We start from the raw sequence: 24,205 nt of genomic DNA on the forward strand, positions 1-24,205 counted from the left end.
TTAAATAATCTTAAATTATAGAGTATTATTTTCTGCTGCTGCAGCCTTTATGCTTGCATAGTCAACTTTTTCACCATTTTTCTTTCTTTCCATTAGTTCAGCTGTAGCTGTGAAAAGAACGTCTGTTGATGAGTTAAGACCAGTTTCACAAGAGTCCTGGATAACACCTATTATGAAACCAACACCAACAACCTGCATTGATATATCTGCTGGTATACCGAATAGTGAACAAGCTAGAGGTATCAATAGTAATGAACCACCTGCAACTCCTGATGCTCCACAAGCTGACACAGCTGATAGAATACTTAGTATAACAGCAGTTGGCATATCAACCTTAATACCTAATGTGTGCGCTGCTGCTAGTGCTAGTACAGCGATTGTAACGGCTGCACCTGCCATGTTTATTGTCGCTCCCAAAGGTATAGATACTGAATATGTATCCTTGTCTAGACCTAGACTCTTACACAAGTTCATGTTTACTGGTATATTGGCTGCTGAACTTCTTGTAAAGAAGGCATACATACCACTATCCTTTAATGTTCTCATTACCAATGGATATGGATTAGTTCTTGTACACACCCATACGATGAATGGGTTTACAACTAGGGCTATAAAGAACATTGTTCCAACCAATACTAGTAAAAGCTTACCGTAAGTTGAGAATATTCCTAGACCATTTGTAGATACTGTGTTATACACTAGACCCAAAATACCAAATGGTGCACAGCTGATAACCCACTTAACTGCCTGAGATACTGCTTCTGATATGTCTGTCAATATCTTCTTAGTACTATCAGCTGCCTTTCTCAAAGCAAATCCAAATACAAGTGCCCATGTTAGTATACCTATGTAGTTACCATTAACAATTGCATTTAGTGGATTGTCTACTATATTCATTAATAATGCCTTTAAAACTTCTGCAATTCCACCTGGTGCTGTTACATCTGTTGCTCCCTCTGCCAATATAAGCTTAACTGGGAACATAAAGCTTGCAACTACTGCAATTAATGCTGCTGAGAATGTACCAATTAGATATAGAACAATAATGCTCTTCATATTTGTCTTCTGTCCTGCCTGATGCTGACATATAGCAGCAATAACCAAAACGAATACCAAAACTGGTGCGATTGCCTTCAATCCACCAACGAATAATGTACCTAGCATACCTATTGCTACCGCCTTTGGTGCTACAACACCCAAGATAGCACCTATAACCATACCAACTATGATACGCTTAACAAGGCTTATGCTATTCCATTTTCTGAGTAAATCTCTCATAAACTCAAACCTCCTCTTAATTTAGATAAAGCTATTATATAACAAAACAAAAGAATAATCAAACATAAAAAAAATAATTTACAGCCTTACTTTTCGCCTTTAACCTTAATATATAATGTAAAGCAGGGAAAACATGCTTATACTATTAATTCTGTCAAAAAGTATACCCTTACATTTTATATCGTTTTCCCTTTTACACCTTAATACCTATATTGTAGATGTTTTTTTTAATAAAATAATCTAGCCAGGTACTATGCCCTAACTAGATTATTTTCAATATTAAATCATCTTCTTTAAGTACTGACCGGTATAGCTCTCTTCCACTTGACAGATTTCTCTTGGGCTACCCGTTGCTATTATAGTACCTCCCCTATTACCACCCTCTGGTCCCAGGTCGATAATATGGTCGGCAGTCTTGATCACATCTAGGTTGTGCTCTATTACTACAATGCTATTGCCAGTATCCGTCAGTCTTTGTAGGACTTCAATCAACTTTCTTACATCCTCTGAATGCAGACCTGTTGTAGGTTCATCTAGGATGTAAAGTGTCCTACCCGTAGGTCTCTTACTTAGTTCTGTAGCCAGCTTGATCCTCTGGGCCTCTCCTCCTGATAACTGGGTAGATGGCTGGCCTAGTTTTATATAGGACAAACCAACATCCATTAGGGTTTCCAGCTTTCTCTTTATACTAGGTATGTTTTCAAAAAACTCTAAGGCCTCTTCAACGTTCATTTCAAGAACATCTGCTATGGACTTATCCTTGTATTTAACCTGTAGGGTCTCCCTGTTATACCTCTCACCCTTACAGACTTCGCAAGGTACGTAGACATCTGGCAGGAAGAACATTTCTATCTTTAATATACCATCTCCCTTGCAGGCCTCACACCTGCCACCCTTGACGTTAAAACTAAATCTGCCCTTCTTGTAGCCCCTGGCCTTGGCCTCATTTGTAGATGCAAAAAGGTCCCTAATCATGTCAAATACACCTGTGTATGTAGCCGGGTTGGACCTAGGAGTCCTACCTATTGGACTCTGGTCTATATTTATAACCTTGTCTATATTCTCTATACCTAGGATTTCCTTGTGTCTACCAGGTCTAATCCTAGACTTGTTTAACCTCTTAGTAGTAGCCTTGTAGAGGATTTCATTGACTAGGGTTGACTTACCTGACCCTGATACACCGGTCACACAGATAAACTTTCCAAGTGGGAACTTGACATTGACATCCTTTAGGTTATTTTCACTGGCCCCCCTTATTTCAAGGAAGAGACCATTGCCCTCTCTTGTCTTTTCTGGTAGGGGTATCTTGATTTGACCACTCAGGTACTTGCCAGTTATAGAATCCTTGTTTTCTATAATCTGGTCAAGGCTACCCTCAGCCACAATTTCACCACCATGTATACCTGCACCTGGACCTATATCTACTATATAGTCTGCTGCCCTCATAGTATCCTCGTCATGTTCTACCACTATCAGGGTATTTCCCAGGTCTGTCAGGTTCCTAAGTGTGGCAATCAACTTGTCATTATCCCTCTGGTGGAGACCTATACTAGGCTCATCCAAGACATATAAGACACCTGTCAGAGCCGACCCTATCTGGGTAGCCAGCCTGATTCTCTGGGCTTCACCACCTGAAAGGGTTCCTGCCTTTCTTGATAGGGTAAGATATCCTAGACCTACATTGTTTAGGAAGGATGCCCTCTCCCTTATCTCCTTGACTATATCCTTTGCTATGACCTGGTCCTTCTGGCTCAATTCTAGACTAGAAATATAGTCAATTAGGCCTTCAACAGATAGGTCAGTAACCTCCATTATATTCTTATCATTTACCTTTACTGCCAGGACTTCCGGTTTCAACCTCTGACCATGGCACTTAGGACATGGATTTTCTGCAAAGAAGTCTTCTAGCTTGTCCCTCATAAATTCTGAGTTGGTTTCCCTATACCTCCTATCTATATTGACAACTACCCCCTCATAGTAATTTTGGTAGGTCTTCATGCCACTGAACTTGGAATCAAATTCAAAGGTTAGGAGGGTGTTTTCCTTGCCATAAAGCAATTCCTCAACAAAATCATCAGGTAGGTCCTTAAAAGGAGTGTCTATGGATACACCATATACCTTGCATAGGGACTGGATCATCATAGAGTAATAGGTATTGTCATTGAGCCCATTACTAGACCAGGCTGCAATAGCCCCCTGTTTTAGGCTTAGGTCTCTATTTGGTACAATCAAGTCTATGTCTACTTCCTTGCTCTCCCCTAGTCCATTACACATATCGCAGGCTCCAAAGGGAGCATTAAAGGAGAACATCCTTGGAGACAATTCTTCTATACCTATACCGTGGTCTGGGCAGGCAAACTTTGTAGAAAACATAGTTTCCTCTTCCTGCCTAATATCCTGGACTACTACCAGGCCATCCGACAATTTTACGGCAGCCTCGATTGAATCTGCCAACCTGGCCTCAATACCTGGCTTTACTATAATTCTATCAACAACTATCTCTATGCTGTGTTTCTTATTTTTTTCCAGGTCTATGTCATCATTTATATCATAGTTTTCCCCATCTATCCTTACCCTGACATAACCCTCTTTCCTAATAAAGTCTAGGGTCTTTTTGTGGGTTCCCTTCTGGCCCCTGATTACAGGGGATAGGATTTGGAGCCTACTCGCTTCTTCATATTCCATAACCCTATCTACTATCTCCTGTATGGTCATTTGACTGATCAACTTGCCACACTGGGGACAATGGACCTTGCCCACCCTGGCAAATAGGAGTCTTAGGTAGTCATATATTTCTGTAACTGTACCCACAGTTGACCTAGGGTTCTTAGATGTAGTTTTCTGGTCTATGGAAATAGCCGGAGATAGGCCATCTATATAGTCTACACTAGGCTTGTCCATCTGGCCCAAGAACTGTCTGGCATATGAAGACAAACTCTCCACATACCGCCTCTGGCCCTCTGCATATATGGTATCAAAGGCAAGAGATGACTTACCCGATCCTGATAGGCCTGTAAAAACTATAAATTTATTTCTAGGTAGCTCGAGGTCAACAGCCTTTAGGTTGTTTTCTCTAGCCCCCTTTATCCTTATATATTCGTTCAAAATCTTCCCCTTCCCCTACTTGTTTATCAATAAGTCTTCAGTGACTATCTTTGGCACATGGTGGACCTGGTCCTGGTCCCTATAGTACTTAATATCATCACCTGCATGTATATCGTCTATTACAACCTCCTCTAGAGGATATCCTATTGGTATAGCTAGTATTGGATTTAAGTTGTCAGCTATACCTAGGACCTCCTTTATTTCATTCTTCTTAAAAGATTTGATTATACATACAGCCTTACCCTCAGCCCTTGCACCTAGGGCTATTGTCTGTGCTGCTATACCAATATCCTCTGGCATAGGCTTACCATAATTAGTGTCTTCAAATCCAAGTATATATCCACCTGGCCTCTCGCCCTCAATAGGCCCATCCCAATCCTTTATATAACCTGCCCAAAACAAAGTCCTAAATATTTTAGCATTTGTTTCCTCATCAGCAACTATGGCAAACCTAAGAGCCTGCTTGTTCATACCAGAAGGAGTATACCTTACCAGGTCTACAAGATCTAGTAGGTCCTGTCTAGTGATAGACTTTGTACCATCATATCTTCTACAAGTTCTGTTTGATTTGACTAATTCTTTGAAATTCATAGTATTACCACCTTTCCATACCTTATCTTCGTGTTTATCGTATTGCTATTTTTCTTACTAGTTATTTATACCCAATATGGGTATTTAATTATTAATTCTTTCCTATGTATCATCCTAATATAGGCAAGGACTAGAGCTTTTTCTCTAATATCATAATCTTGTCTCTAAGTTCAGCAGCCTTTTCAAACTCTAGATTTTCAGCAGCAGCCATCATTTCTGACTTCATAACTATAATAGCCTGGCTAATTTGTGCCTCATCCTTTAGGGCTCTTATGTCATTTACATCATATGACTCTACTTCTTCTGCTATTCTTGTAGCCTCAATGCTGTCCCTTACACCCTTTTGTATAGTCTTTGGAACTATGCCATACTTTTCATTATAGGCCATCTGGATAGCCCTTCTTCTCTCAGTTTCAGAGATTGCCCTCTGCATAGAGTCAGTTACCCTGTCAGCATACATGATGACCCTACCATTTGAATTTCTGGCAGCACGCCCTATGGTCTGTATCATTGATGTTTCTGACCTTAGGAAGCCTTCCTTGTCAGCATCCAAGATGGCTACAAGAGAGACTTCTGGTATATCCAACCCCTCTCTCAAGAGGTTTATACCCACCAATACATCAAACTTGCCAAGTCTCAAGTCCCTAATTATTTCTGTCCTCTCAAGGGTTACTATATCAGAATGCATATACTTTACCTTGATACCTGACTCCAGGAGGTACTTGGTCAAGTCTTCACTCATCTTCTTTGTAAGGGTAGTAATTAAGACCCTTTCGCCCTTGTCTACATTTCTATTTATCTCTACTATAAGGTCGTCTATTTGGTTTTCAACCGGTCTTACGCTTACAGTTGGGTCCAATAGACCTGTAGGCCTTATTATCTGTTCTGCAAATACCTCTGTATGCTCCATTTCATAAGGTCCAGGTGTAGCAGTAGTAAATAGGACCTGGTGTATATTAGATTCAAATTCTTCAAAGTTAAGTGGTCTATTATCATAGGCCGACTCCAACCTAAAGCCATTTTCTATAAGGGACTTCTTTCTAGACCTATCACCAGCATACATACCCCTGACCTGGGGAATGGTCACATGGGATTCATCTACTATTATCAGGTAGTCATCCGGGAAGAAATCCATCAATGTATATGGTTTTTCACCCTTGGACCTGCCTGTTATGTGCCTAGAGTAGTTCTCTATCCCCTGACAGAAGCCAATTTCCCTCAGCATCTCTATATCATACTTGGTTCTCTGCTCTATCCTTTGGGCCTCTAAAAGCTTGTCCCTTGACTTAAAGTCAGCTATAGCCTGGTCAAGTTCTTCCTCGATAGTTCCAATAGCCCTTTCTATCCTCTCGGGTGTAGTTACATAGTGGGATGCCGGGAATATTACCACATGGTTTCTCTGGCCAACCACCTTACCTGTGACATAATCTATCTCCGTAATCCTATCTATTTCATCACCAAAAAACTCTATCCTGATAGCCTTCTCGTCATTACTGGCCGGGAATATTTCCAAAATGTCCCCCCTAACCCTAAAGGTACCTCTGATAAAGTTTACATCGTTTCTTTCATACTGGATTTCCACCAACCTCTTGATTATGTCGTCCCTATCCCTAACCATGCCGGGCCTTAGTGATAACATCAGTTCCTTGTAGTCCTTGGGATCACCCAAGCCATAAATACAAGAAACGGATGATATTATTATAGTATCATCCCTTTCCAATATAGCAGCTGTAGCCGAATGCCTTAGCTTGTCAATTTCATCATTTATGCTTGCGTCCTTTTCTATATAGGTATCGCTGTGGGCCACATAGGCTTCAGGTTGGTAGTAGTCATAGTATGAAACAAAGTATTCAACAGCATTTTCAGGGAAAAATTCCTTGAACTCACTATAGAGTTGGGCTGCCAGGGTCTTGTTATGGGCTAGAACCAGGGTAGGCTTTTTCACCCTCTGTATTATATTTGCCATAGCAAAAGTCTTACCAGACCCTGTTACACCTACCAGGGTCTGGTACTTGTTACCTTCTTCTATGGATTGAGATATCCTGTCTATGGCCTCCGGTTGGTCTCCTGTTGGCACATAGTCAGAAACTAACTTAAAATCCATCCTATGCATCTCCTGTCTATCCTACTTATCATTTATATAGGCTATTACTTTTTCTGCTGCTAGCCTAGCTTCCTCATTTTCAATTTCAAAATAATATTCCTTAGCCCAGGCACTGAACACGTATAGACATTCCTGCCCGTCCTTTTTCCTGAATTCAACCTTCTTAATATCAGTCAAAGGTATATTCAACTTTGTAACCCTTTTAGGTATATCACCATGTAGGCTCTTCCTACTATATTCTGCAAAGAAGGTCTTGTCAGTAAGGTAAATAGTATACACATCCGGCTCTATACCAGAAATCTTACTACGTCCTAGTAGACAACTGGCTAGCATATTTGTCCCCTGTTTTTCCAAACTTAATTTCCTCTTAGTTTCAAAAGATACCAAAACTTTTTCATCATTAAATACTTTTGTCATGATAATACCTCCTCTAAAGTTACCTGCCTTATTCCTAGTCTTAATAATCAGTCTATAATAAGTCCACAAGCAATATATATTTCTTAAAGACCCTTTAATAAGCTACAGGTAAGAATATTAAATAAATATTATAGCAAGCACAAAGCAATTTAAGTTTACTTTGTACTATTATTATACCACTTTAACTGATATTAAGATATAACTATATACACTGGATATACTTGTAATTTAGAAATTTTGATACTTGTATTATATTTTTTTATAATGTAAAATCGTATTAAGATTATATTTCAAACTGTATAATCCAAATTGATAATTAGCTATGTGAATTTAAACACATCAAGTCGAACTAGGAGGATGACCCATGAATAGCATAAATTTTAAGAGAAGAATAGTATTTGTCAGTCTGGTCTTTGGCCTAACTGCCCTTGTCGTCCTAAATATCAAGGATATATATTCCCTTTTGGACAAGATATTTACAGTCCTTAACCCAATAATACTAGGTTGCTTTATAGCCTTTATACTCAATATTATAGTTGAAAATCTTGAAAAAAGGCTACTTGATAAGGTAAATACAAAGTTGGTAAGAAAACTGAAGAGGCCTATATCGATACTTTTATCACTGGCATTCTTCCTTCTTATTATCCTGCTTGTGTCTAGGATTATAATACCTCAGATTTCCAAATTTATAGAAGTATTTACAAATAGTTTTCCAAATATATACAATGAAATAATGAAATTCTTGGCTGGCCTGTCAAATGAATTTCCTTCACTCCAGTCCAAGCTCCTTTCTAGTAATTTAGATGCCCAGGCTATCTTGAAGAAATTAGTCAGCCTATCAACTACTTGGGCTGGTGATATACTTAATATAATAAATTCAATATTTAGTGTAATTGCTAATATTGTAATTGCCTTAATTATAGCCATCTATATCCTGGCTGGCAAGGAGGGGCTAAAGAGCCAGTTTGCTAGACTATTTGCAACTTTTATACCCCAGCCTATACTGGACAAGTTTTACTACCTACTTAGGGTTACTGACAATACCTTTAAGGCATTTTTTATAGGCCAGTTTATAGAAGCCATAATATTGGGCGTCCTATGCTCTACAGGACTGCTAATCTTAGGTTTCCCATATGCTTTTATGATAGGTTCTGTTGTAGGTGTAACGGCCCTGATACCTATAATAGGCGCCTACCTGGGCGGACTCTTTGGTTTCCTGATGATCCTGTCTGTAAATCCTCTTAGGGCATTTGCATTTTTGCTATTCCTAATTATTTTACAGCAGTTAGAGGGTAACTTGATTTATCCAAAAGTTGTAGGCTCTTCCATAGGCCTACCTGGAATCTGGGTCTTTGTTGCAATTATAATCAGTGGTGGTTTATTTGGTATCACCGGTATCATACTGGGTGTTCCAATAATAGCCAGCATGTATAAGATCCTTAAAGACTATGTAAATAAAGAACAAAAAGCTTTAGAATAACGATAAAAAAGGTGTGGACCTGTCATCACATGACTTGTCTACACCTTTTAATATATTATTTATCTTCAGTTTATTTTTAATATTATCTAGGAACTTGGTACTAGCTATTTACCCTTTGCCTATAGATTTAAGTCCTCTATTCTACCATGTTTTTCATAGCGTGTTAACCTGTGAACCTTGTTGTCTTCATCCACAAATACTACCCTTGGCTTGTGGTCCTTAGCATCTTCGTAGTCACATGAGCAGTAGGCCATTATAATTACCTTGTCGCCTACACTGACACACCTGGCCGCAGCACCATTTAAACAAATTATGCCACTGCCTCTTTCTCCACTTATTGTATATGTTTCAAACCTGTTTCCGTTGTCTATGTCAACTATCTGGACCTTTTGGTACTCTCTTATACCAGCTGCATCCAGCAAGTCTTCATCTACAGTTATACTCCCTACATAATTCAACTCTGCCTGGGTAACTGTAGCCCTATGTATTTTACCACATAACATATCTACTTTCATCGATATTTCCCCCTTAATTTTACTGAGATCATGAGTCTCATTTTTTGAATATAAGCTCTACAATAAAATTACAAATAAACCGGCTTGTGAGTATAGATTCTCTTGAATTCTATCTCCCAGTACATATTATCACAAATATTAGGCTAATACAAGAAATATAAAAACTCTTCCAATTTAGATTTACTATACTAGTAATGCCACCCCGACTACTGACAAGACTGCTCCAACCACCTCATACCTGCTTACCTTATGCCTATAATAGAAGTACATTATAGGAATAATCATAACGGGTGACATTGTCATAAGGGTTGATGCTACTGCCGCCTTGGTATATTTAATAGCAAGCATAGACAGGACTACACCTATGGTAGTTCCTATCAGGGCATTACTCATAGTTACCTCAATTCCCTGCCTTGAAGTCAAGAGCCTTTTTACATCTGGCCAAGACTTAGTTATGCTACATATTACCAAAATACCTACCAAGCCTCCCAAGAGTCTTATTTCCGTAGCTGGCAGGGCTGGTATATTTTCTAGACCCGCCTTGCTGAAAAGAACACCCAAGGCCTGGCCAATTGATGCTAAAAATGCAAATAAGAGACCTCTTGGATCCCCCTTGACCTTGAGGTTAGATGATCCACCCTTGGCTATTACCAACATAATAGCCCCAATTACAACCAGCATACCTACTATATTCCTAGGAGTCAGCTTTTCCCCAAAGAATATCCTGCCTAATACAGCCGTTAAAACCGGTGATATTGTATATATCAGGAGGGTAATCTGGGCCCCAATCCTAGTGAAGGCACTCATCAAGAAGGAGTCACCCAGGGAAAAGCCAATCAGGCCAGACATGGCCAGGAAAAAAGCCCCCCTGAAACTAAGGCTGGTTGATAAGCTTGACCTGTTAAAAAAGACTATTATAAGTCCTATTGCCAAGAATGCTACTATCTGCCTGGTTACATTCATAGCTACTGCAGAAAAACCAACCCCCTTTTTTTCTACAATTGTACTACTTATAGTCCAACAAAAAGATGCCATCAAGGCTGTTATTTCACCAATAAACATTTCTTTCTCCTTTAATAATCGATAATAAATAAAACCACTATTTATTATATCTTTTTTAGCTGACTTAAGCAAGAATCTTGATATATTAAATATTATAGAACTACAATTTTATAGATTTTGTTGAATTAAATTATCACCAACCTTATTTGATATAGAGCCATTTTTCAGTGCTATCAGGATACTTGATGATTCGCCAAAAAAGTGCCGGCATAAAATGCCGACACTTCTCTTATATCAGAATATACTTTCCAATTTTAGATTGCTTGCTTAATACAGGATATTACTTATATTCAGCCATCAACTTTTCAAATACTGCTAGTGACTTTTCACACTTTTCAGTTTCAACACAATAAGATAATCTCATGTGAGCCTTTGAACCGAATCCTGTTCCAGGAACTACTAGCATATCGTGAGCCTTAGCCTTTTCAGAGAACTTTTCAGAATCTCCATCTGGAGCTTCTATGAATAGGTAGAATGCACCAGCTGGCTTAGCAACCTTGTATCCTAACTTAGTTAAACCATCATATAGAAGGTCTCTGTTCTTCTTGTATACTTCAACGTTTGGTGGTACACTTACACATCTTTCAACTACAAGCTGGAATAGTGTTGGTGCACAAACGTAACCAAGTACTCTTGCTGCTCCACCTACTGCTGCCATAAGTAATTCATCATCTACTTCGTTTGGAACTAGGATATAACCAATTCTTTCACCTGGCAGAGATAAAGACTTAGACCAAGAATAGCAGATTACTGTATTCTTGTATAGGTTTGGTATGAATGGAACTTCAAGACCATCTATAAGAACCAACTCTCTGTATGGTTCGTCAGCTATGATGTATATAGGATGACCATATTCTTTTTCCTTAGCTTCCAATAGTTCAACTAGAGCCTTCATTTCATCTAGTGTATAGATAACACCTGATGGGTTGTTAGGAGAGTTAACTATTATAGCCTTAGTGTTAGGAGTTATAGCTGCCTTTACACCTTCCACATTTAACTGCATATCGTCCTTGCAAGGTACTAGAACCTGATTACCACCCTGACCATTGATGAATACTGTGTATTCTGGGAAGAATGGAGCTAGAACCATTATTTCATCATCAGCAGATGAGATTAAAGCCTTTAGAGTTATGTTTAGAGATGCTGCTGCACCACAAGTCATCAATAAATTGTCCTTAGTATACTTAGTACCGAATCTCTTATTTAGGTCATCAGCTATAGCTGTTCTACAACCATCATGACCAGCACCTGAAGAATAAGAATGGTATACCTTTGGCTCATAAGTCTTTATTATGTCTACTATTGCATCCTGTACTTCCTTTGGAGCTGGAACTGAAGGGTTACCTAATGAAAAGTCTAATACATTTTCTGCACCTATTTCAGCTGCCCTCTTAGCACCGAATCCTGCTAATTCTCTGATTATTGATTTTGCTGTACCTAGTTTTACCATTTCCTGAGAAATCATAATAATTACCTCCTAATTAAATGTTAGAAATCTTTTTTATAACTTGTTATATTTAATACTTGATTCCTCCAGGTCTTAGCCCAGAGGAATCAAATTTAAAGTCATATGCATTTTTTATAATTGCTTAATTCGCACGATAAGTCTCAATACAAATTAATCTAGTGGATCATTTATAGTCTTACCAACTTTTGCTACTGCACTTATCAATGTAAGAACTATAGAGCAAACAAGTGCTGGAACAACCCATTCAAATCCATATGTTCCTAGTGGCAATGAAGTACAAGCCTTAGCTGCACCTGCTAGTAGGTTTCCACCTCTCATTACTGATGCAAGGTTTATACTTTCTATTAAAGCTACTGCGAATGCACCTATTACTGCACCTGTGTAAGTCCAGTTGTACTTAATCTTCTTGTCAAAGATAGACATGAATATAAGTACTATGATAACTGGGTATATAGCTGATAGGATTGGAACTGCTATTGCTATAAGTCCATCAACACCGATTAGAGAAAGAACGAATGCTATAACAACTGTAACTATAGCTATATGCTTATACTTTAACTTACCGCCTGAAATAGTTTCAAAGTAGTTACCACAAGTTGAGCTTAGTCCTGTTGAAGTTGTCAAACAAGCAAGAGCAACTGCTATTCCCATGAATACCTTACCAACATTACCTAGCATTAATTCAACCATACCTATAAGTAGTACAGTTCTTTCAGTTTCACCGTTAAAGTGACCACCTACTGTAGCACCTGCATAAGTTAAACCACCGTAAACTAGTGCTAGTAGGATGAATGCAACTATACCAACCTGAACACTTACCTTGAACTGAACTTCCTTGTCAGTATATCCACGTCTGATAAGGTCACTTATAACTATACCAGCCATTAGTGGAGAACCAAGGGCATCCATTGTCTGGTAACCTTCCTTAAATGACATTGTAAATAGTCCTGATACATCTGTTGTAACCTTAGGATCTGGTGGGTTAACTATAGCTATAACCACGATAATCGCCAAGATTATCAATAGGGCTGGTGTAAGATACTGACCTATAAAGTCTATAACCTTACCAGGATTCAATGTAATATAAAGCGTTAAACCAAAGAATACTATAGAAGTAACCCAAATTGGAACTGATGGGAACAATGGTCTAATAAATATTTCATGTGTTGTTGCACCTGTTCTAGGAATTGCAAAGAAAGGACCAATTGTCAAGATAGCAATTGTACCAATCAATTTAGCAAACTTAGGACTAACCCTCTTACCAAGGTCATCTGCCCTACCACCTAATCTAGCTGTAACGATAACACCTAGTATAGGTAAAACTGGGTCTGAAACTAAGAACCCTATCATAGCTGTGAACCATCTGTCACCAGCTAAAACACCAAGGTGTGGTGGGAATATCAAGTTACCAGCACCAAAGAAAATTGCAAATAATGCAAAACCACAAACGATAACGTCTTTTCTTTTAATTTCCATACTCATTCACCTTCTAAAATAGATTTGCCATATAGGCTTAGTCTTTAAAGACCATTAACAACGTTGTTAGGTCTTTCGCCATTCATAACCTTAACCATGTCTGCATATGACCATTCTGACATTCTAATGAAAGCATCATCAGTTGTTCCTGCTATATGAGGAGTAATTGATAATCTAGCCTTACCAGCCTCAGTTAGGTTAAATAAAGGATGATCAGCACTTGGTGGTTCAGGAGCTATAACATCAAGTCCTGCAAATACTCTACCATTATTTAGAGCTTCTGCTAGGTCTTCATTGTTAACGATTTCTCCTCTTGCAACGTTAATTATTACTGCATCCTGCTTCATCTGTTCTATTGTTTCCTTACGAACCATATTTCTAGTATTATCTAAAACTGGAACATGGTAAGAAATAATATCACACTGAGCAAGTATTTCTTCGTATGTACAGAAAGTAAGATCATTTTCTTTTTCATAGTCTTCAGAAGCTCTGAATACATCGTAATAAAGGATCTTGCATCCAAATGCCTTAAGCATTCTAACGGCCGCCTTACCTATAGCACCCAATCCAACAAGTCCTATTACTCTTGAACTCAATTCGCTCTGACCCTTAACTTGATACTCTCTGAAGCTTTCATTAAATCCGTCAACACCCTTTGCCTTTATCTTAGCATCTGCTTCTGGCATTCTTCTTAAAGATGTTATCATATGTCCAACAGCTAATTCAGCAACTGGCACTGCGTTAACGGCCCTATTATTGCAAACATAAATACCCTTTTCCTTAGCGGCTTCTAGGTCTATCTTGTCAAAACCTACGCCTAATGAATGTATAAGCTTACAATTATCAAGTTTTTCTATTACTTCTCTTCTGAAATGATCAACTGGACCACAGAATACTATATCAGCATCCTTACACTGTTCAACTAGTTCCTCATCTGAACAAGGATACTTAATATACTGGAAATCCCAACCTTCTGGTTTTTTAACACCAAATCTTTCAATAATATTTTTGTTACAAGTTACTCTAACCTTAACCATATTTTGCCTCCCTAACTCTAGCTAATAAGCGTTTGTATAATAAAAAATATAAATAAATTTAAACAAACTGTTATTTATTTAACCAATATGTTTAAATTTTTTAGACATCCTTGTAAAAATTTCTACAATTCTGTCCATTTTTAAACCTATTGTACGCTATACCTAGGGAGAAGTGCAAATCCCTAGGTATATTATACAATAAGTTTTTGTATTTTACTATAGAAATTTTATGTCCACAGTATTATCTAAACAGCTGTTTTTAAAAATCTGTTGAAATAAATTTTCTCTTTCGTTAATAAAATTACATGTTAGCCTTTTCAGCCTTTAATGCTCTAACCTTGTCGATTAATATAGGCATTATCTTGTGTAAGTCACCAACTACACCTAAATCAGCTACATCGAATATAGGAGCCTGAGCATCCTTGTTTATAGCCACGATAAATTCAGAATCTTCCATACCAGCTAAGTGCTGTATAGCTCCTGATATACCACAAGCCATGTATAGGTCTGGTCTAACTGTCTTACCAGTCTGTCCAACCTGTCTTTCTCTACCAATCCAACCAGCGTCAACGTTAGCCCTTGAAGAAGTAACAAGACCGTCTAGTTCGTCAGCTAATTCCTTTAATACATCGAAGTATTCTGGGCTACCGATACCTCTACCACCAGATACTAGAACCTTAGCTTCTGTTATATCAACCTTAGCATGCTTTTCCTTGATTACTTCTCTGATCTTGATGTTCATATCAGCATCAGTAAAGTCAACCTGGAATACTTCTACTTCACCAGTTCTAGATGTGTCTGTAGGAAGGGCCTGCATAACACCTGGTCTTACAGTCGCCATCTGAGGTCTGAATTCCTTACAAACTATTGTAGCCATGATGTTACCGCCGAAAGCTGGTCTAGTCATAAGTAATAACTTAGTTTCTGGATCTATTTCTAGCTTAGTACAGTCAGCTGTTAGACCTGTATGTACTCTCGCAGATACTCTAGGAGCCAAGTCTCTACCTATTGAAGTAGCACCGTAAAGTACTATTTCTGGCTTCTTAGCTTCTACAACTGCATTTAATGCCTTAGTGTATGGTTCAGTTGCATAGTGTTCCAAAATTGGGTCTTCTACACATATAACCTTATTTGCTCCGTGGTGGATTAGATTATCAGCCAATCCCCTTACTTCTTTTCCTAGTAAAACTGCAACTACTTCCTGTCCTAGGTCAGCTGCCAATTTACTTGCTATACCAATTAGCTCGATGCCTACTTTTTGAACGACACCGTCTACCTGTTCAACTACTACATAAATATCCTTGTTCATTAGGTAATCTTCCTTTCAAATCATTATTTTTTTATAATTGTAATTCTTTAGTATCTTATATAAAATACTTTTCCTGTAACTTAGCAAGAATTGCATCAGCTGCTTCTTCTGGAGTTAATCCTTCTAGCTTAACGCCTTTGCCCTTAGCCTGCTTTGTAAATGACTTTTTAACGTTTGTAGGTGAACCCTTTAAACCGATATTTGAAAGATCTAGTTTGTCTTCAATGTCCTTCAATCCCCAAACCTTCATTTCCTTCTGATAAGCATCGAATATACCGCCTACTGTCATGTATCTTGGGTCTATTTCTTCGCTTAGTGTAGTAATTAGGCAAGGTGGCTTTATTTCAATTATATGATATCTATCTTCGAACTGTCTTCTAACGATGAACTTATCACCTTCAACCTTTAGTTCTTCACAATAAGATACCTGTGGTATTCCAAGATGCTCAGCAATCTGTGGACCAACCTGTGCAGTATCACCATCTATAGCCTGTCTACCTGCTATTATTATATCGTAATCTATGTTTCTAAGTGCACCAGCTATTGTTGAAGATGTCGCCCATGTATCTGCTCCACCGAAAGCTCTGTCAGTTACTAGAACTGCATCATCTGCTCCCATAGCTAATGCTTCTCTAAGTGCAACTTCCGCCTGTGGAGGTCCCATTGATACTACTGTTAAAGTAGATCCTGGAACTGATTCCTTGATCTGAAGTGCTAGCTCAAGACCTGCCTTATCGTCAGGGTTTATGATACTAGGTACACCATCACGGATCAAAGTATTCTTTACAGGGTCAAGTTTTACCTCTGTTGTATCTGGTACTTGTTTTATGCAAGCTACAATTTTCATCTATCTATACCTCCCCTTATTTCAATAAGCTTGATGCTATAACCATCTTCTGAACTTCAGATGTACCTTCGTAGATAGAAGTTACTCTGATGTCTCTGTACATTCTTTCAACTGGATATTCCTTAATGTAACCATATCCACCATGAATCTGTAATGCCTTATCAATTATCCATTTTGCTTCTTCTGTAGCGAACAATTTAGCCATTGAAGCTTCCTTATCAGCTGCTTGTCCTAAATCCATCTTATAAGCAGCATCATAAACAAGGTGACGCATAGCTGCTAACTTTGTTTCCATTTCTGCTAGTATGAACTGAGTATTCTGGAACTTAGCTATTGACTTACCAAACTGGTGTCTAGACTTAGCATACTTGATAGCCTCTTCCATAGCACCTTCTGCAAGTCCTAGAGCCTGGCAAGCAATACCTAATCTACCTACACTTAGAGTCTTCATAGCGTTGATAAATCCCTTACCTTCTCTTCCTAGCATACAATCCTTAGAAACTCTAACATTTTCAAGAACAACATCACTAGTTGGGCAACCAATCATACCCATCTTGTTCTCTGCCTTACCAAAAGATACGCCTTCTAGCTTTGAGTCTACTACGAAAGTAGATATACCCTTAACACCTAATTCTGGATTAGTCTTAGCGAAAACTATTACATAATCAGATACTGGAGCACCAGTTATGAAAGTTTTTCTTCCGTTTAATATATAGTCATCACCATCTTTTTCTGCAGTTGTCAATATAGATGCTGCATCTGATCCTGCTCCTGGTTCAGTAAGACCGAAAGCGAACAGTTTTTCACCTGTAACCATTGGTCTAAGATACTTTTCCTTCTGCTCTTCAGTACCATCTCTTAATATTGGAGTTGACTGTAGTGAGTTTGGAGATGATATCCATATAGTAGATACACCTGATGCCTTAGCCAATTCTTCCATAACTATTGCATAAGAACGGTGGTCTCCACCTGAACCCCCATAAGCCTTTGGTATCTTAATACCTAAAAATCCAGCTTTAGCCATTTTTTGATAAATTTCCATTGGAAATTCGCCAGTTTCATCAACTTCTTCTGCAGTTGGTTTAATTTCATTTTCAGCGAATTCCTTAGCTAGCTGACGAACTAATTCATGTTCTTTTTCGAAAATCATAGATTGCCTCCTTAAAATTTTAATTTTTTAAATTAAATCATATCAGCGAAAGTCTGTAATGCTGTTTTCGCCTGTTCAAAGTTAGTCATTTGCTGATCAACCTCAACTAGTATATGCAAGATACCTGCATTTTCTAATTCTTTTCTGATGATTGGATAGTCGAATTCATCAGAATCACTAAACTTAGTCATTAGGTATATAACACCATCTGCCTGATGCTTCTTAACCTTGTCAATTATTATCTGTCCCCTAAGTTTTTCTGGATCATACAACAAAGTACTTCCTTCTATATCTGAAATCCACTTAGATAAGGCTCTAACTGGATTACCAGTACCTTCATCAACTAGGTAGTCAAACTGGCCTGATTCATGGTTGATATTGTCATCAACTATACCAAGTTTGTACTCATCTAGTATTTCTAGCATACCTGGGCTATTTGCAAGAATACCAGTAGTAACTACCTTCTTGCCAGCAAATTTTTCTTCAGGTAACGCCTTTAATTCTTTATTCAATTCTTCCAATATAGCTAAATGTTCTGCCTTGTCGAACAAGAAGGCACTTGTCATTACTCTAGCTCTTAGAATAGGTGTAATAGTATTTAAGTGACTAGCTGCTAGAGAACTGAATTCCTGCATTGCCTTTCTGTGCTTGTTGTAAAGAACTATAGCCTCTTCAACCTTAGCATCTTCTATCTTGCAACCAGCTATTTCTTCTAACTGTCCTCTTAGCTTGATGTACTGCTTTTCATTGTAAGTAATACCAGCTTCAATTTTTCTGTTCTGACCATAGCCTATGTATAGGGCCGGAACCTGCTTTATAGCCCTCTTCCAGTTCTGGCTAAGTCCCTTTAGACCGTCACTTAGTCCCGGTATAATCATACCTGACATCTTGTCAAGCTTACCTTCTAAACCAAGGTCCATTAATCTAAGGATTATAGCTGCATAAAATGCTGGGAAGTATTCCTTTGATAGACCTACTTCACCTTCTGCACCCCATACACCAATTGGTACCATGCCTGCAGCATATACTAATTCTTCTGGTGTATAAACTGGCGCGCAACCTATTACCTTCTTACCTTCTGAAACATACTTGTCTACCTGTCCCAAAAGACTTACATCAAGTTTACCTAACAATACATCTATATTACTCATATTAGTGCGCCTCCTTCATCTTTGCAGCTTTATTAGCTTCCATTAGTTCTATAAGACCCTGTACTCTAGTATCATACTGAGCTTCAGAGAAGTTTCTTGGATCGGCCTGGTCACCATCGAATGTAGCTGTTGGTATACCAGTCTTTTCTCTAATATCTCTTTCCATCTCGTACATGATACCTGACCACTGCTTACAACTTCTGTTGATGTGGATTAACATACCATCTATATTGTTTTCTTCAATAACCTTTAGTCTCATATCAGTTGCCCTTTCGTATGAAATAGCATTTGGAGTTCCGCAGTAAGCCTGCATTAACTGATATGTATTGTCATAGATATATCCGAAAGCATCCGCATATACTGTACCACAGACATTAACACCAGCATCCTTAAGCTGCTTGAATGTATGTCTTAGGTGTGGCCAACATGCTATACCTTCAAATAACACCCTGAACTTTTCTTCGCCCTTAAATGTTGACTTACCAGTTCTTACGTTTTCGTCAAATTCTTCAGCTAGCTTTTCGAATGCTATAGCTGATTCTATCTTACCTCTTGCACAAACTGCAACAGCCATGTGGTTGAATACGTCAAAGCCTGAGAATGGTGATGGAGTATACTTAGCATATCCAGTAGCCTTTAACCAAGCCCTACCTGTTCTCTGAGAAACTTCCATTACTTCTTCAAACTTCTTTTCATCCCACTTCTTGCCAGTTAGTTCTTCTAACTGCTTGATAGCATAATCAAACTGACCTCTTAGATATTCAACTCTATCGTCTTCAGCCTCGTAGTCATTGTTGTAAGGAACGTCTATTAAAATTAAAGGTATATTCAATTCCTTAGCTATATTTTCATACCACTTGATCATACAGTTACAAATATTGTTACAGCAAGCAACGAAGTCTGGCTGTGGCATATTTAATTCTGGAGCATCCTTAACGTCCATGTATGCCAAAGATATTCTAGCGTAAGCACAGATATCATTTGAATATCCTTCATTTTCAGCTATTTCGCACATTCTCTGTCCGCCACCCTTAGCAGATATAGCAGCAGCCTGGTTTTCTGGATAAACAACCTTTATATCCATAGTTTCGAATATTTCCTGTGGGAAGTTAGATGCACACCATCCAACTAGTTCACCATTATTCTTTGCCTCCCAAGCTTCCTTATAGTGCTTTGCAACAATTTCTCCTAACAATACTTTTGCCGGCTTTTCTTCTACCATTCCTGTATTACTCATGATAAGCTCCTTTCTCGCCTAGGTCGTCCACTTAAGTCACCTAGACAAACTCCCATATCTTATTAATTGTTATTTATATACTATTATTTGTTTTCGTCTTCCCAAACAAATAATGTCTTAGCTTCTAGCATTTCATTGATTTCAGCATCTGAATAGCCAAGTTCCTTCATTACTTCAACACCGTGTTCACCTATGAATGGTCCTCTGTTGTATGGAGTAGGTCCCATTTCCTGGTACTTAACTGGGTGCTTACAAAGGATTCTTTCTCCCTTTGGATACTGCATCTTGTAGAAACAGTCATTTGCCCAAGCCTGTTCATCTTCTAATAATTCTTCCCAAGACTTAGCTAGTGCGAATGGAATATCAGCAGCTGTAAGGATTGGTGCCCATTCTTCATAAGTCTTTTCACCAAACCTAGCCATTGCTCTGTCATATACTTCTGTTCCCAAGTTGTTAGCGATTACATTCTGAACTGGGAAGAATCTTTCATCATTCACCATTTCATCTAATCCTAAAGCTGTGAAGAACTTCTTGAAGTATGTATTGTAGTCAGGCATACAAGTCTGAACATACCTTCCATCCTTAGTATACCAAGCAGCATTAACTGGGTTACTAGCTTCTCTGATATTGATTGGATATGGAGTTCCATAATCCTTGTACTGGGCAGCCTGAATCATCATACCCATGTTGAATATAGCTGATTCGAACAAACTTGTTTCAACCTTTTCACCTTCACCTGTTAATTTAGCGTGATATAAAGCAGCTAGTACACCTGCAGCAAGGTTTATACCAACATTGTGGTCACCTAGACCTGGAACAACGTTCATAGGAACATCTGACTTCTGTCTTAGATTTTCAAGATATCCACCTCTTGCGAAGAAAGCAGTGAAGTCAAATCCTGGTAGGTCTTTGTCTGGACCGTATTCACCATAACCAGTACACATAGCATATACTAGACTTGGATACTTAACCTTTAAAGTTTCATAGTCAAGACCTGCTCTCTGTAGAGCCTGAACTCTCCAGTTAGTTATAAGGATATCGGCTTCATCAAGTAGCTTGAAGAAAGCTTCCTTACCCTTAGGATCCTTCATGTTTAGAGATATACATCTCTTATTAGCGTTTTCCAACTCCCAAGTAGTATTCTCATACATATCAAGAGGTCTACCTTCTGTTGGGGCAGTATACCTAAGCGGATCTCCCTTAGCACTTTCTACCTTTATAACATCAGCTCCTAAGTCTGCTAGGAACCTTCCTGTTGTAGCAGCTGCTATAAAGTTAGCAAGTTCAACAACTTTGACACCTTCTAATGGTTTCTTTCTTGTACTCATTACAAATACCTCCTACTAAAATAACATTTAATGATTACCAATTACTATTAGTCTTATAGGCATATGACCATACCCATAATCATTTTATATTTTAAATTAAATTTAAAAACAAAAGTATATATGCATGTATTTGGTCATTTTCAGCTTTAACAAGGCAAGCCTTTGCCAAACACACAAAAATTACACAAAATAAAATATTTTACACAAATCTCAAATATTTATTTTGTATATAGCATATTTCAATTTCTTTATTAAAATTATTTTAGGCAAAATGCCATATTTTTTAATTTTAGTCTACTTGTATACCAGTCATTGACAATACTTTATCATATATTTTTTACCTTGTAAACACTTTTTTAAAATAATCATGCCAGCCATTCAAATCAAATATAGGACTACTTCATAAGCTTGATATAATCCTGGTCTGCACCCTTAAAATATGATAGATATTCGGGGTCTAAACTGGCTATTCCTGATACCGTATCAATATGGTTATTCATACACCTCAAGGCCCTCTCAGTATCGTTTGCCTCAATAGCCTCCAAAATACTCTTATGCTCATCTATAAGCTTACTCAACTTGTATCCTGACTTTATATATACATTCCTCCATCTACTGATATGCAATAAATGGTCATTTATAAGCGGCAAAATAGCATTGTTCTCAACACTCATTATAATATAGTTGTGGAACTCTTCATCAAGTTCCTTGAACTCTATCAAATACTCGTTCTCGTGATAGAACTTTTCCTGCTGCTTCATATTTTCTTTCATCTTAGTGATAATATCAGACTTGTCTTCCTTCTGCATAAACCTGTACAAGATTTCCTTTTCTATAGACAACCTAATCAAAAGGGCATTTCTTATGTACTCCAAATCAATATAATTGACATAAGTCCCCCTTTGAGGATATACTGTCAGAAAATTAATCTGTGCCAACCTTGCAAAAATATGCCTGATCACTGACCTTGACACATTATACTCCTCGCATATCTGATTCTCACTAATCTTGCTTCCCGGGCTTAACTTCAAACTAATTATTCTGTCCAAAATATCAGAATAAATAAAGTCTGAGGATAACATTTTCTCCATAATATCAACTCCACACATATTTCAATACTAGTATACCACTTTAATGGGTGACCGTCAATTTATAATTGCACCTATTTTTCTGAACTTTTAAAAGATTTTTAAAAGACAATTTTAAATGGCTTATATCAAGCTTTTCAGCCCACAAAAACATTTATTTACAGGATAGGCCTCGTCCACCTATGTCCACTTGAATATTCTTCTTAAGTATGCTATAATTAATTGATTAACTTCGTTTGGAACTATACACGGGGGTGTACCGGTTTCGACGTGGGTTTTGAACTTGAGACAGCATGTCGTGTTACTCTGGGTCACGTAAAAACTGGGGGATTTAAAACAAACGCAAACGAAAACAATTTATTAGCTGCCTAGTAGCAGCTCGTCCCTCTTAATCCTCCTGCCGATTAAGGGCTGACGCTATTTATGCAGGGAACTACTTTGGGGCTTGTCCTGACCCATAGTGGACTAATTAGGACTGGATGATCTTGGAACCTGTCACTCGGTGCCAAGAAAGTTGAGATTTTAAAAGAGATGACTAAGCATGTAGGCGTAGCAGGGAATGGGCTTGCGGACAGGGGTTCGACTCCCCTCATCTCCACCAATTAATTATTTTAAGTGGCGAATAAGTTGTAAAATGTAAAACTTTATGAGAAAATATATAAACATGATACAAATATATAAATCTGTGGTATAATATAATCATAAAAGGATAGAAGTATATAACATCATTGTTATACACAAAAAATAAGGCCTACGTATTCCCAGTACGTAAGCCTTTTTTCGTGCTAGTTGTCTTTATAACTTGCTATCTAGCCACTTGCAAATATAATAGGCAATTATACTTGCTATGATAGAAGTTGTTAAGGATAGAATAATATTTATCATTGTTATACACCCCCTTTCTGGTTGCCCAGTATGGGAAAGACAACACAAATATAATACCATGAATTCTATACAAATAACAACATTGATAGTATATGTTCTTGAATGATTATATAACATGAAAAATAACACAATTGTAACACAACTGTACGCTGTTATGACTAAAAACCACACTTTTTTTCAACTGTCCTACCCTATAAAACATTGAAATATAGCCATTATATAATTAACTATTAAAATATAATTTATGTTTTATCGTTTCCCCTCATCTCCACCAATTAATTATTTTAAGTGGTGAATAAGTTGTAAAATATAAAACTTTATGATAAAATTCATAAACATGATACAAATATATAAATCTATGGTATAATATAAGCATAAAAGGAAATAGTAATATTTGGACATAATTGTTCACAAAAATAAGGCCTACGTACTGCAATACGTAAGCCTTTTTTCGTGCTAGTTGTCTTTATAACTTGCTATCTAGCCACTTGCAAATATAATAGGCAATTATACTTGCTATGATAGAAGTTGTTAAGGAAATAATAATATTATACACAATTGTTCACCCCCTTTCTGGTTGCCCAGTATGGGAAAGACAACACAAATATAATACCATGAATCCTATATGAATAACAATATTAATAGTACGTGCTCAAATTGACAAAATTACCATAGAA

Annotated in this window: 18 protein-coding genes and 1 other RNA gene; 2 read left to right on the forward strand and 17 right to left on the reverse strand. The window is 37.7% G+C overall.

The window, feature by feature from the left end; all coding sequences use genetic code 11:
• Positions 1 to 15: 15 nt before the first annotated feature.
• From sstT to HMPREF0634_RS08645, 5 genes are all read right to left on the reverse strand, one after another.
• Entirely contained in the window at positions 16 to 1,278 is a 1,263-nt protein-coding gene (gene sstT / locus HMPREF0634_RS08625; protein ID WP_007791197.1) for a serine/threonine transporter SstT, read from the reverse strand.
• 279 nt (positions 1,279 to 1,557) lie between these two features.
• On the reverse strand, positions 1,558 to 4,383 hold the full coding sequence (gene uvrA, locus HMPREF0634_RS08630; protein WP_007791182.1) for an excinuclease ABC subunit UvrA: 2,826 nt from the start codon (positions 4,381 to 4,383) through the stop codon (positions 1,558 to 1,560).
• A gap of 15 nt (positions 4,384 to 4,398) precedes the next feature.
• A complete protein-coding gene (locus HMPREF0634_RS08635; RefSeq protein WP_007791240.1) occupies positions 4,399 to 4,974 on the reverse strand; it encodes a nitroreductase family protein in 576 nt (191 codons plus the stop codon).
• Positions 4,975 to 5,104: 130 nt separating this feature from the next.
• Positions 5,105 to 7,078 (reverse strand): excinuclease ABC subunit UvrB, encoded by a 1,974-nt coding sequence (gene uvrB / locus HMPREF0634_RS08640; protein ID WP_007791222.1) that lies wholly within the window; start codon positions 7,076 to 7,078, stop codon positions 5,105 to 5,107.
• A gap of 21 nt (positions 7,079 to 7,099) precedes the next feature.
• Positions 7,100 to 7,495 carry a hypothetical protein gene (locus tag HMPREF0634_RS08645; protein WP_050786381.1) on the reverse strand — a complete coding sequence of 132 codons (396 nt, stop codon included), beginning with the start codon at positions 7,493 to 7,495 and terminating at the stop codon, positions 7,100 to 7,102.
• A gap of 364 nt (positions 7,496 to 7,859) precedes the next feature.
• Between HMPREF0634_RS08645 and HMPREF0634_RS08650 the strand changes: the two genes are divergently transcribed.
• The gene (locus HMPREF0634_RS08650; RefSeq protein WP_007791179.1) at positions 7,860 to 8,975 is read left to right on the forward strand and encodes an AI-2E family transporter; all 1,116 of its coding nucleotides are present in this window, start codon (positions 7,860 to 7,862) and stop codon (positions 8,973 to 8,975) included.
• Between the two features lie 119 nt (positions 8,976 to 9,094).
• On the opposite strand, the gene panD is transcribed toward HMPREF0634_RS08650, so the two are convergent.
• The 12 genes from panD to HMPREF0634_RS08710 form a co-directional block, all read right to left on the reverse strand.
• Positions 9,095 to 9,490: an aspartate 1-decarboxylase gene (panD, locus tag HMPREF0634_RS08655; protein WP_007791246.1), complete on the reverse strand. Its 396-nt coding sequence runs from the start codon at positions 9,488 to 9,490 to the stop codon at positions 9,095 to 9,097.
• A gap of 183 nt (positions 9,491 to 9,673) precedes the next feature.
• Positions 9,674 to 10,552, reverse strand: coding sequence for a DMT family transporter (locus HMPREF0634_RS08660; protein ID WP_007791230.1), 879 nt, complete (start codon positions 10,550 to 10,552; stop codon positions 9,674 to 9,676).
• A gap of 280 nt (positions 10,553 to 10,832) precedes the next feature.
• Complete coding sequence (locus HMPREF0634_RS08665; RefSeq protein WP_007791187.1) at positions 10,833 to 12,017, reverse strand: pyridoxal phosphate-dependent aminotransferase; 1,185 nt, start codon at positions 12,015 to 12,017, stop codon at positions 10,833 to 10,835.
• A 153-nt stretch (positions 12,018 to 12,170) separates the two neighbouring features.
• Positions 12,171 to 13,496: a branched-chain amino acid transport system II carrier protein gene (brnQ, locus tag HMPREF0634_RS08670; RefSeq protein WP_007791189.1), complete on the reverse strand. Its 1,326-nt coding sequence runs from the start codon at positions 13,494 to 13,496 to the stop codon at positions 12,171 to 12,173.
• A 44-nt stretch (positions 13,497 to 13,540) separates the two neighbouring features.
• Positions 13,541 to 14,533 (reverse strand): 2-hydroxyacid dehydrogenase, encoded by a 993-nt coding sequence (locus HMPREF0634_RS08675; RefSeq protein ID WP_007791224.1) that lies wholly within the window; start codon positions 14,531 to 14,533, stop codon positions 13,541 to 13,543.
• Between the two features lie 301 nt (positions 14,534 to 14,834).
• The gene (locus HMPREF0634_RS08680) at positions 14,835 to 15,842 is read right to left on the reverse strand and encodes an electron transfer flavoprotein subunit alpha/FixB family protein (RefSeq protein WP_007791175.1); all 1,008 of its coding nucleotides are present in this window, start codon (positions 15,840 to 15,842) and stop codon (positions 14,835 to 14,837) included.
• 55 nt (positions 15,843 to 15,897) lie between these two features.
• Positions 15,898 to 16,689: an electron transfer flavoprotein subunit beta/FixA family protein gene (locus HMPREF0634_RS08685; protein ID WP_007791160.1), complete on the reverse strand. Its 792-nt coding sequence runs from the start codon at positions 16,687 to 16,689 to the stop codon at positions 15,898 to 15,900.
• A gap of 16 nt (positions 16,690 to 16,705) precedes the next feature.
• Positions 16,706 to 17,839 carry an acyl-CoA dehydrogenase family protein gene (locus HMPREF0634_RS08690; RefSeq protein ID WP_007791157.1) on the reverse strand — a complete coding sequence of 378 codons (1,134 nt, stop codon included), beginning with the start codon at positions 17,837 to 17,839 and terminating at the stop codon, positions 16,706 to 16,708.
• 32 nt (positions 17,840 to 17,871) lie between these two features.
• Entirely contained in the window at positions 17,872 to 18,990 is a 1,119-nt protein-coding gene (locus tag HMPREF0634_RS08695) for a 2-hydroxyacyl-CoA dehydratase subunit D (RefSeq protein ID WP_007791218.1), read from the reverse strand.
• 1 nt (position 18,991) lies between these two features.
• Entirely contained in the window at positions 18,992 to 20,227 is a 1,236-nt protein-coding gene (locus tag HMPREF0634_RS08700; protein ID WP_007791205.1) for a 2-hydroxyacyl-CoA dehydratase subunit D, read from the reverse strand.
• Positions 20,228 to 20,310: 83 nt separating this feature from the next.
• Positions 20,311 to 21,555 (reverse strand): CaiB/BaiF CoA transferase family protein, encoded by a 1,245-nt coding sequence (locus HMPREF0634_RS08705; protein WP_007791228.1) that lies wholly within the window; start codon positions 21,553 to 21,555, stop codon positions 20,311 to 20,313.
• A gap of 395 nt (positions 21,556 to 21,950) precedes the next feature.
• Positions 21,951 to 22,646: a GntR family transcriptional regulator gene (locus HMPREF0634_RS08710; RefSeq protein ID WP_050786382.1), complete on the reverse strand. Its 696-nt coding sequence runs from the start codon at positions 22,644 to 22,646 to the stop codon at positions 21,951 to 21,953.
• Between the two features lie 247 nt (positions 22,647 to 22,893).
• Here HMPREF0634_RS08710 and ssrA point away from each other — a divergent pair.
• Positions 22,894 to 23,244, forward strand: a transfer-messenger RNA (tmRNA) gene (gene ssrA / locus HMPREF0634_RS09585).
• Positions 23,245 to 24,205 lie beyond the last annotated feature (961 nt).

It is taken from the genome of Peptostreptococcus stomatis DSM 17678 (assembly GCF_000147675.1).
Classification (GTDB): Bacteria; Bacillota; Clostridia; order Peptostreptococcales; family Peptostreptococcaceae; genus Peptostreptococcus; species Peptostreptococcus stomatis.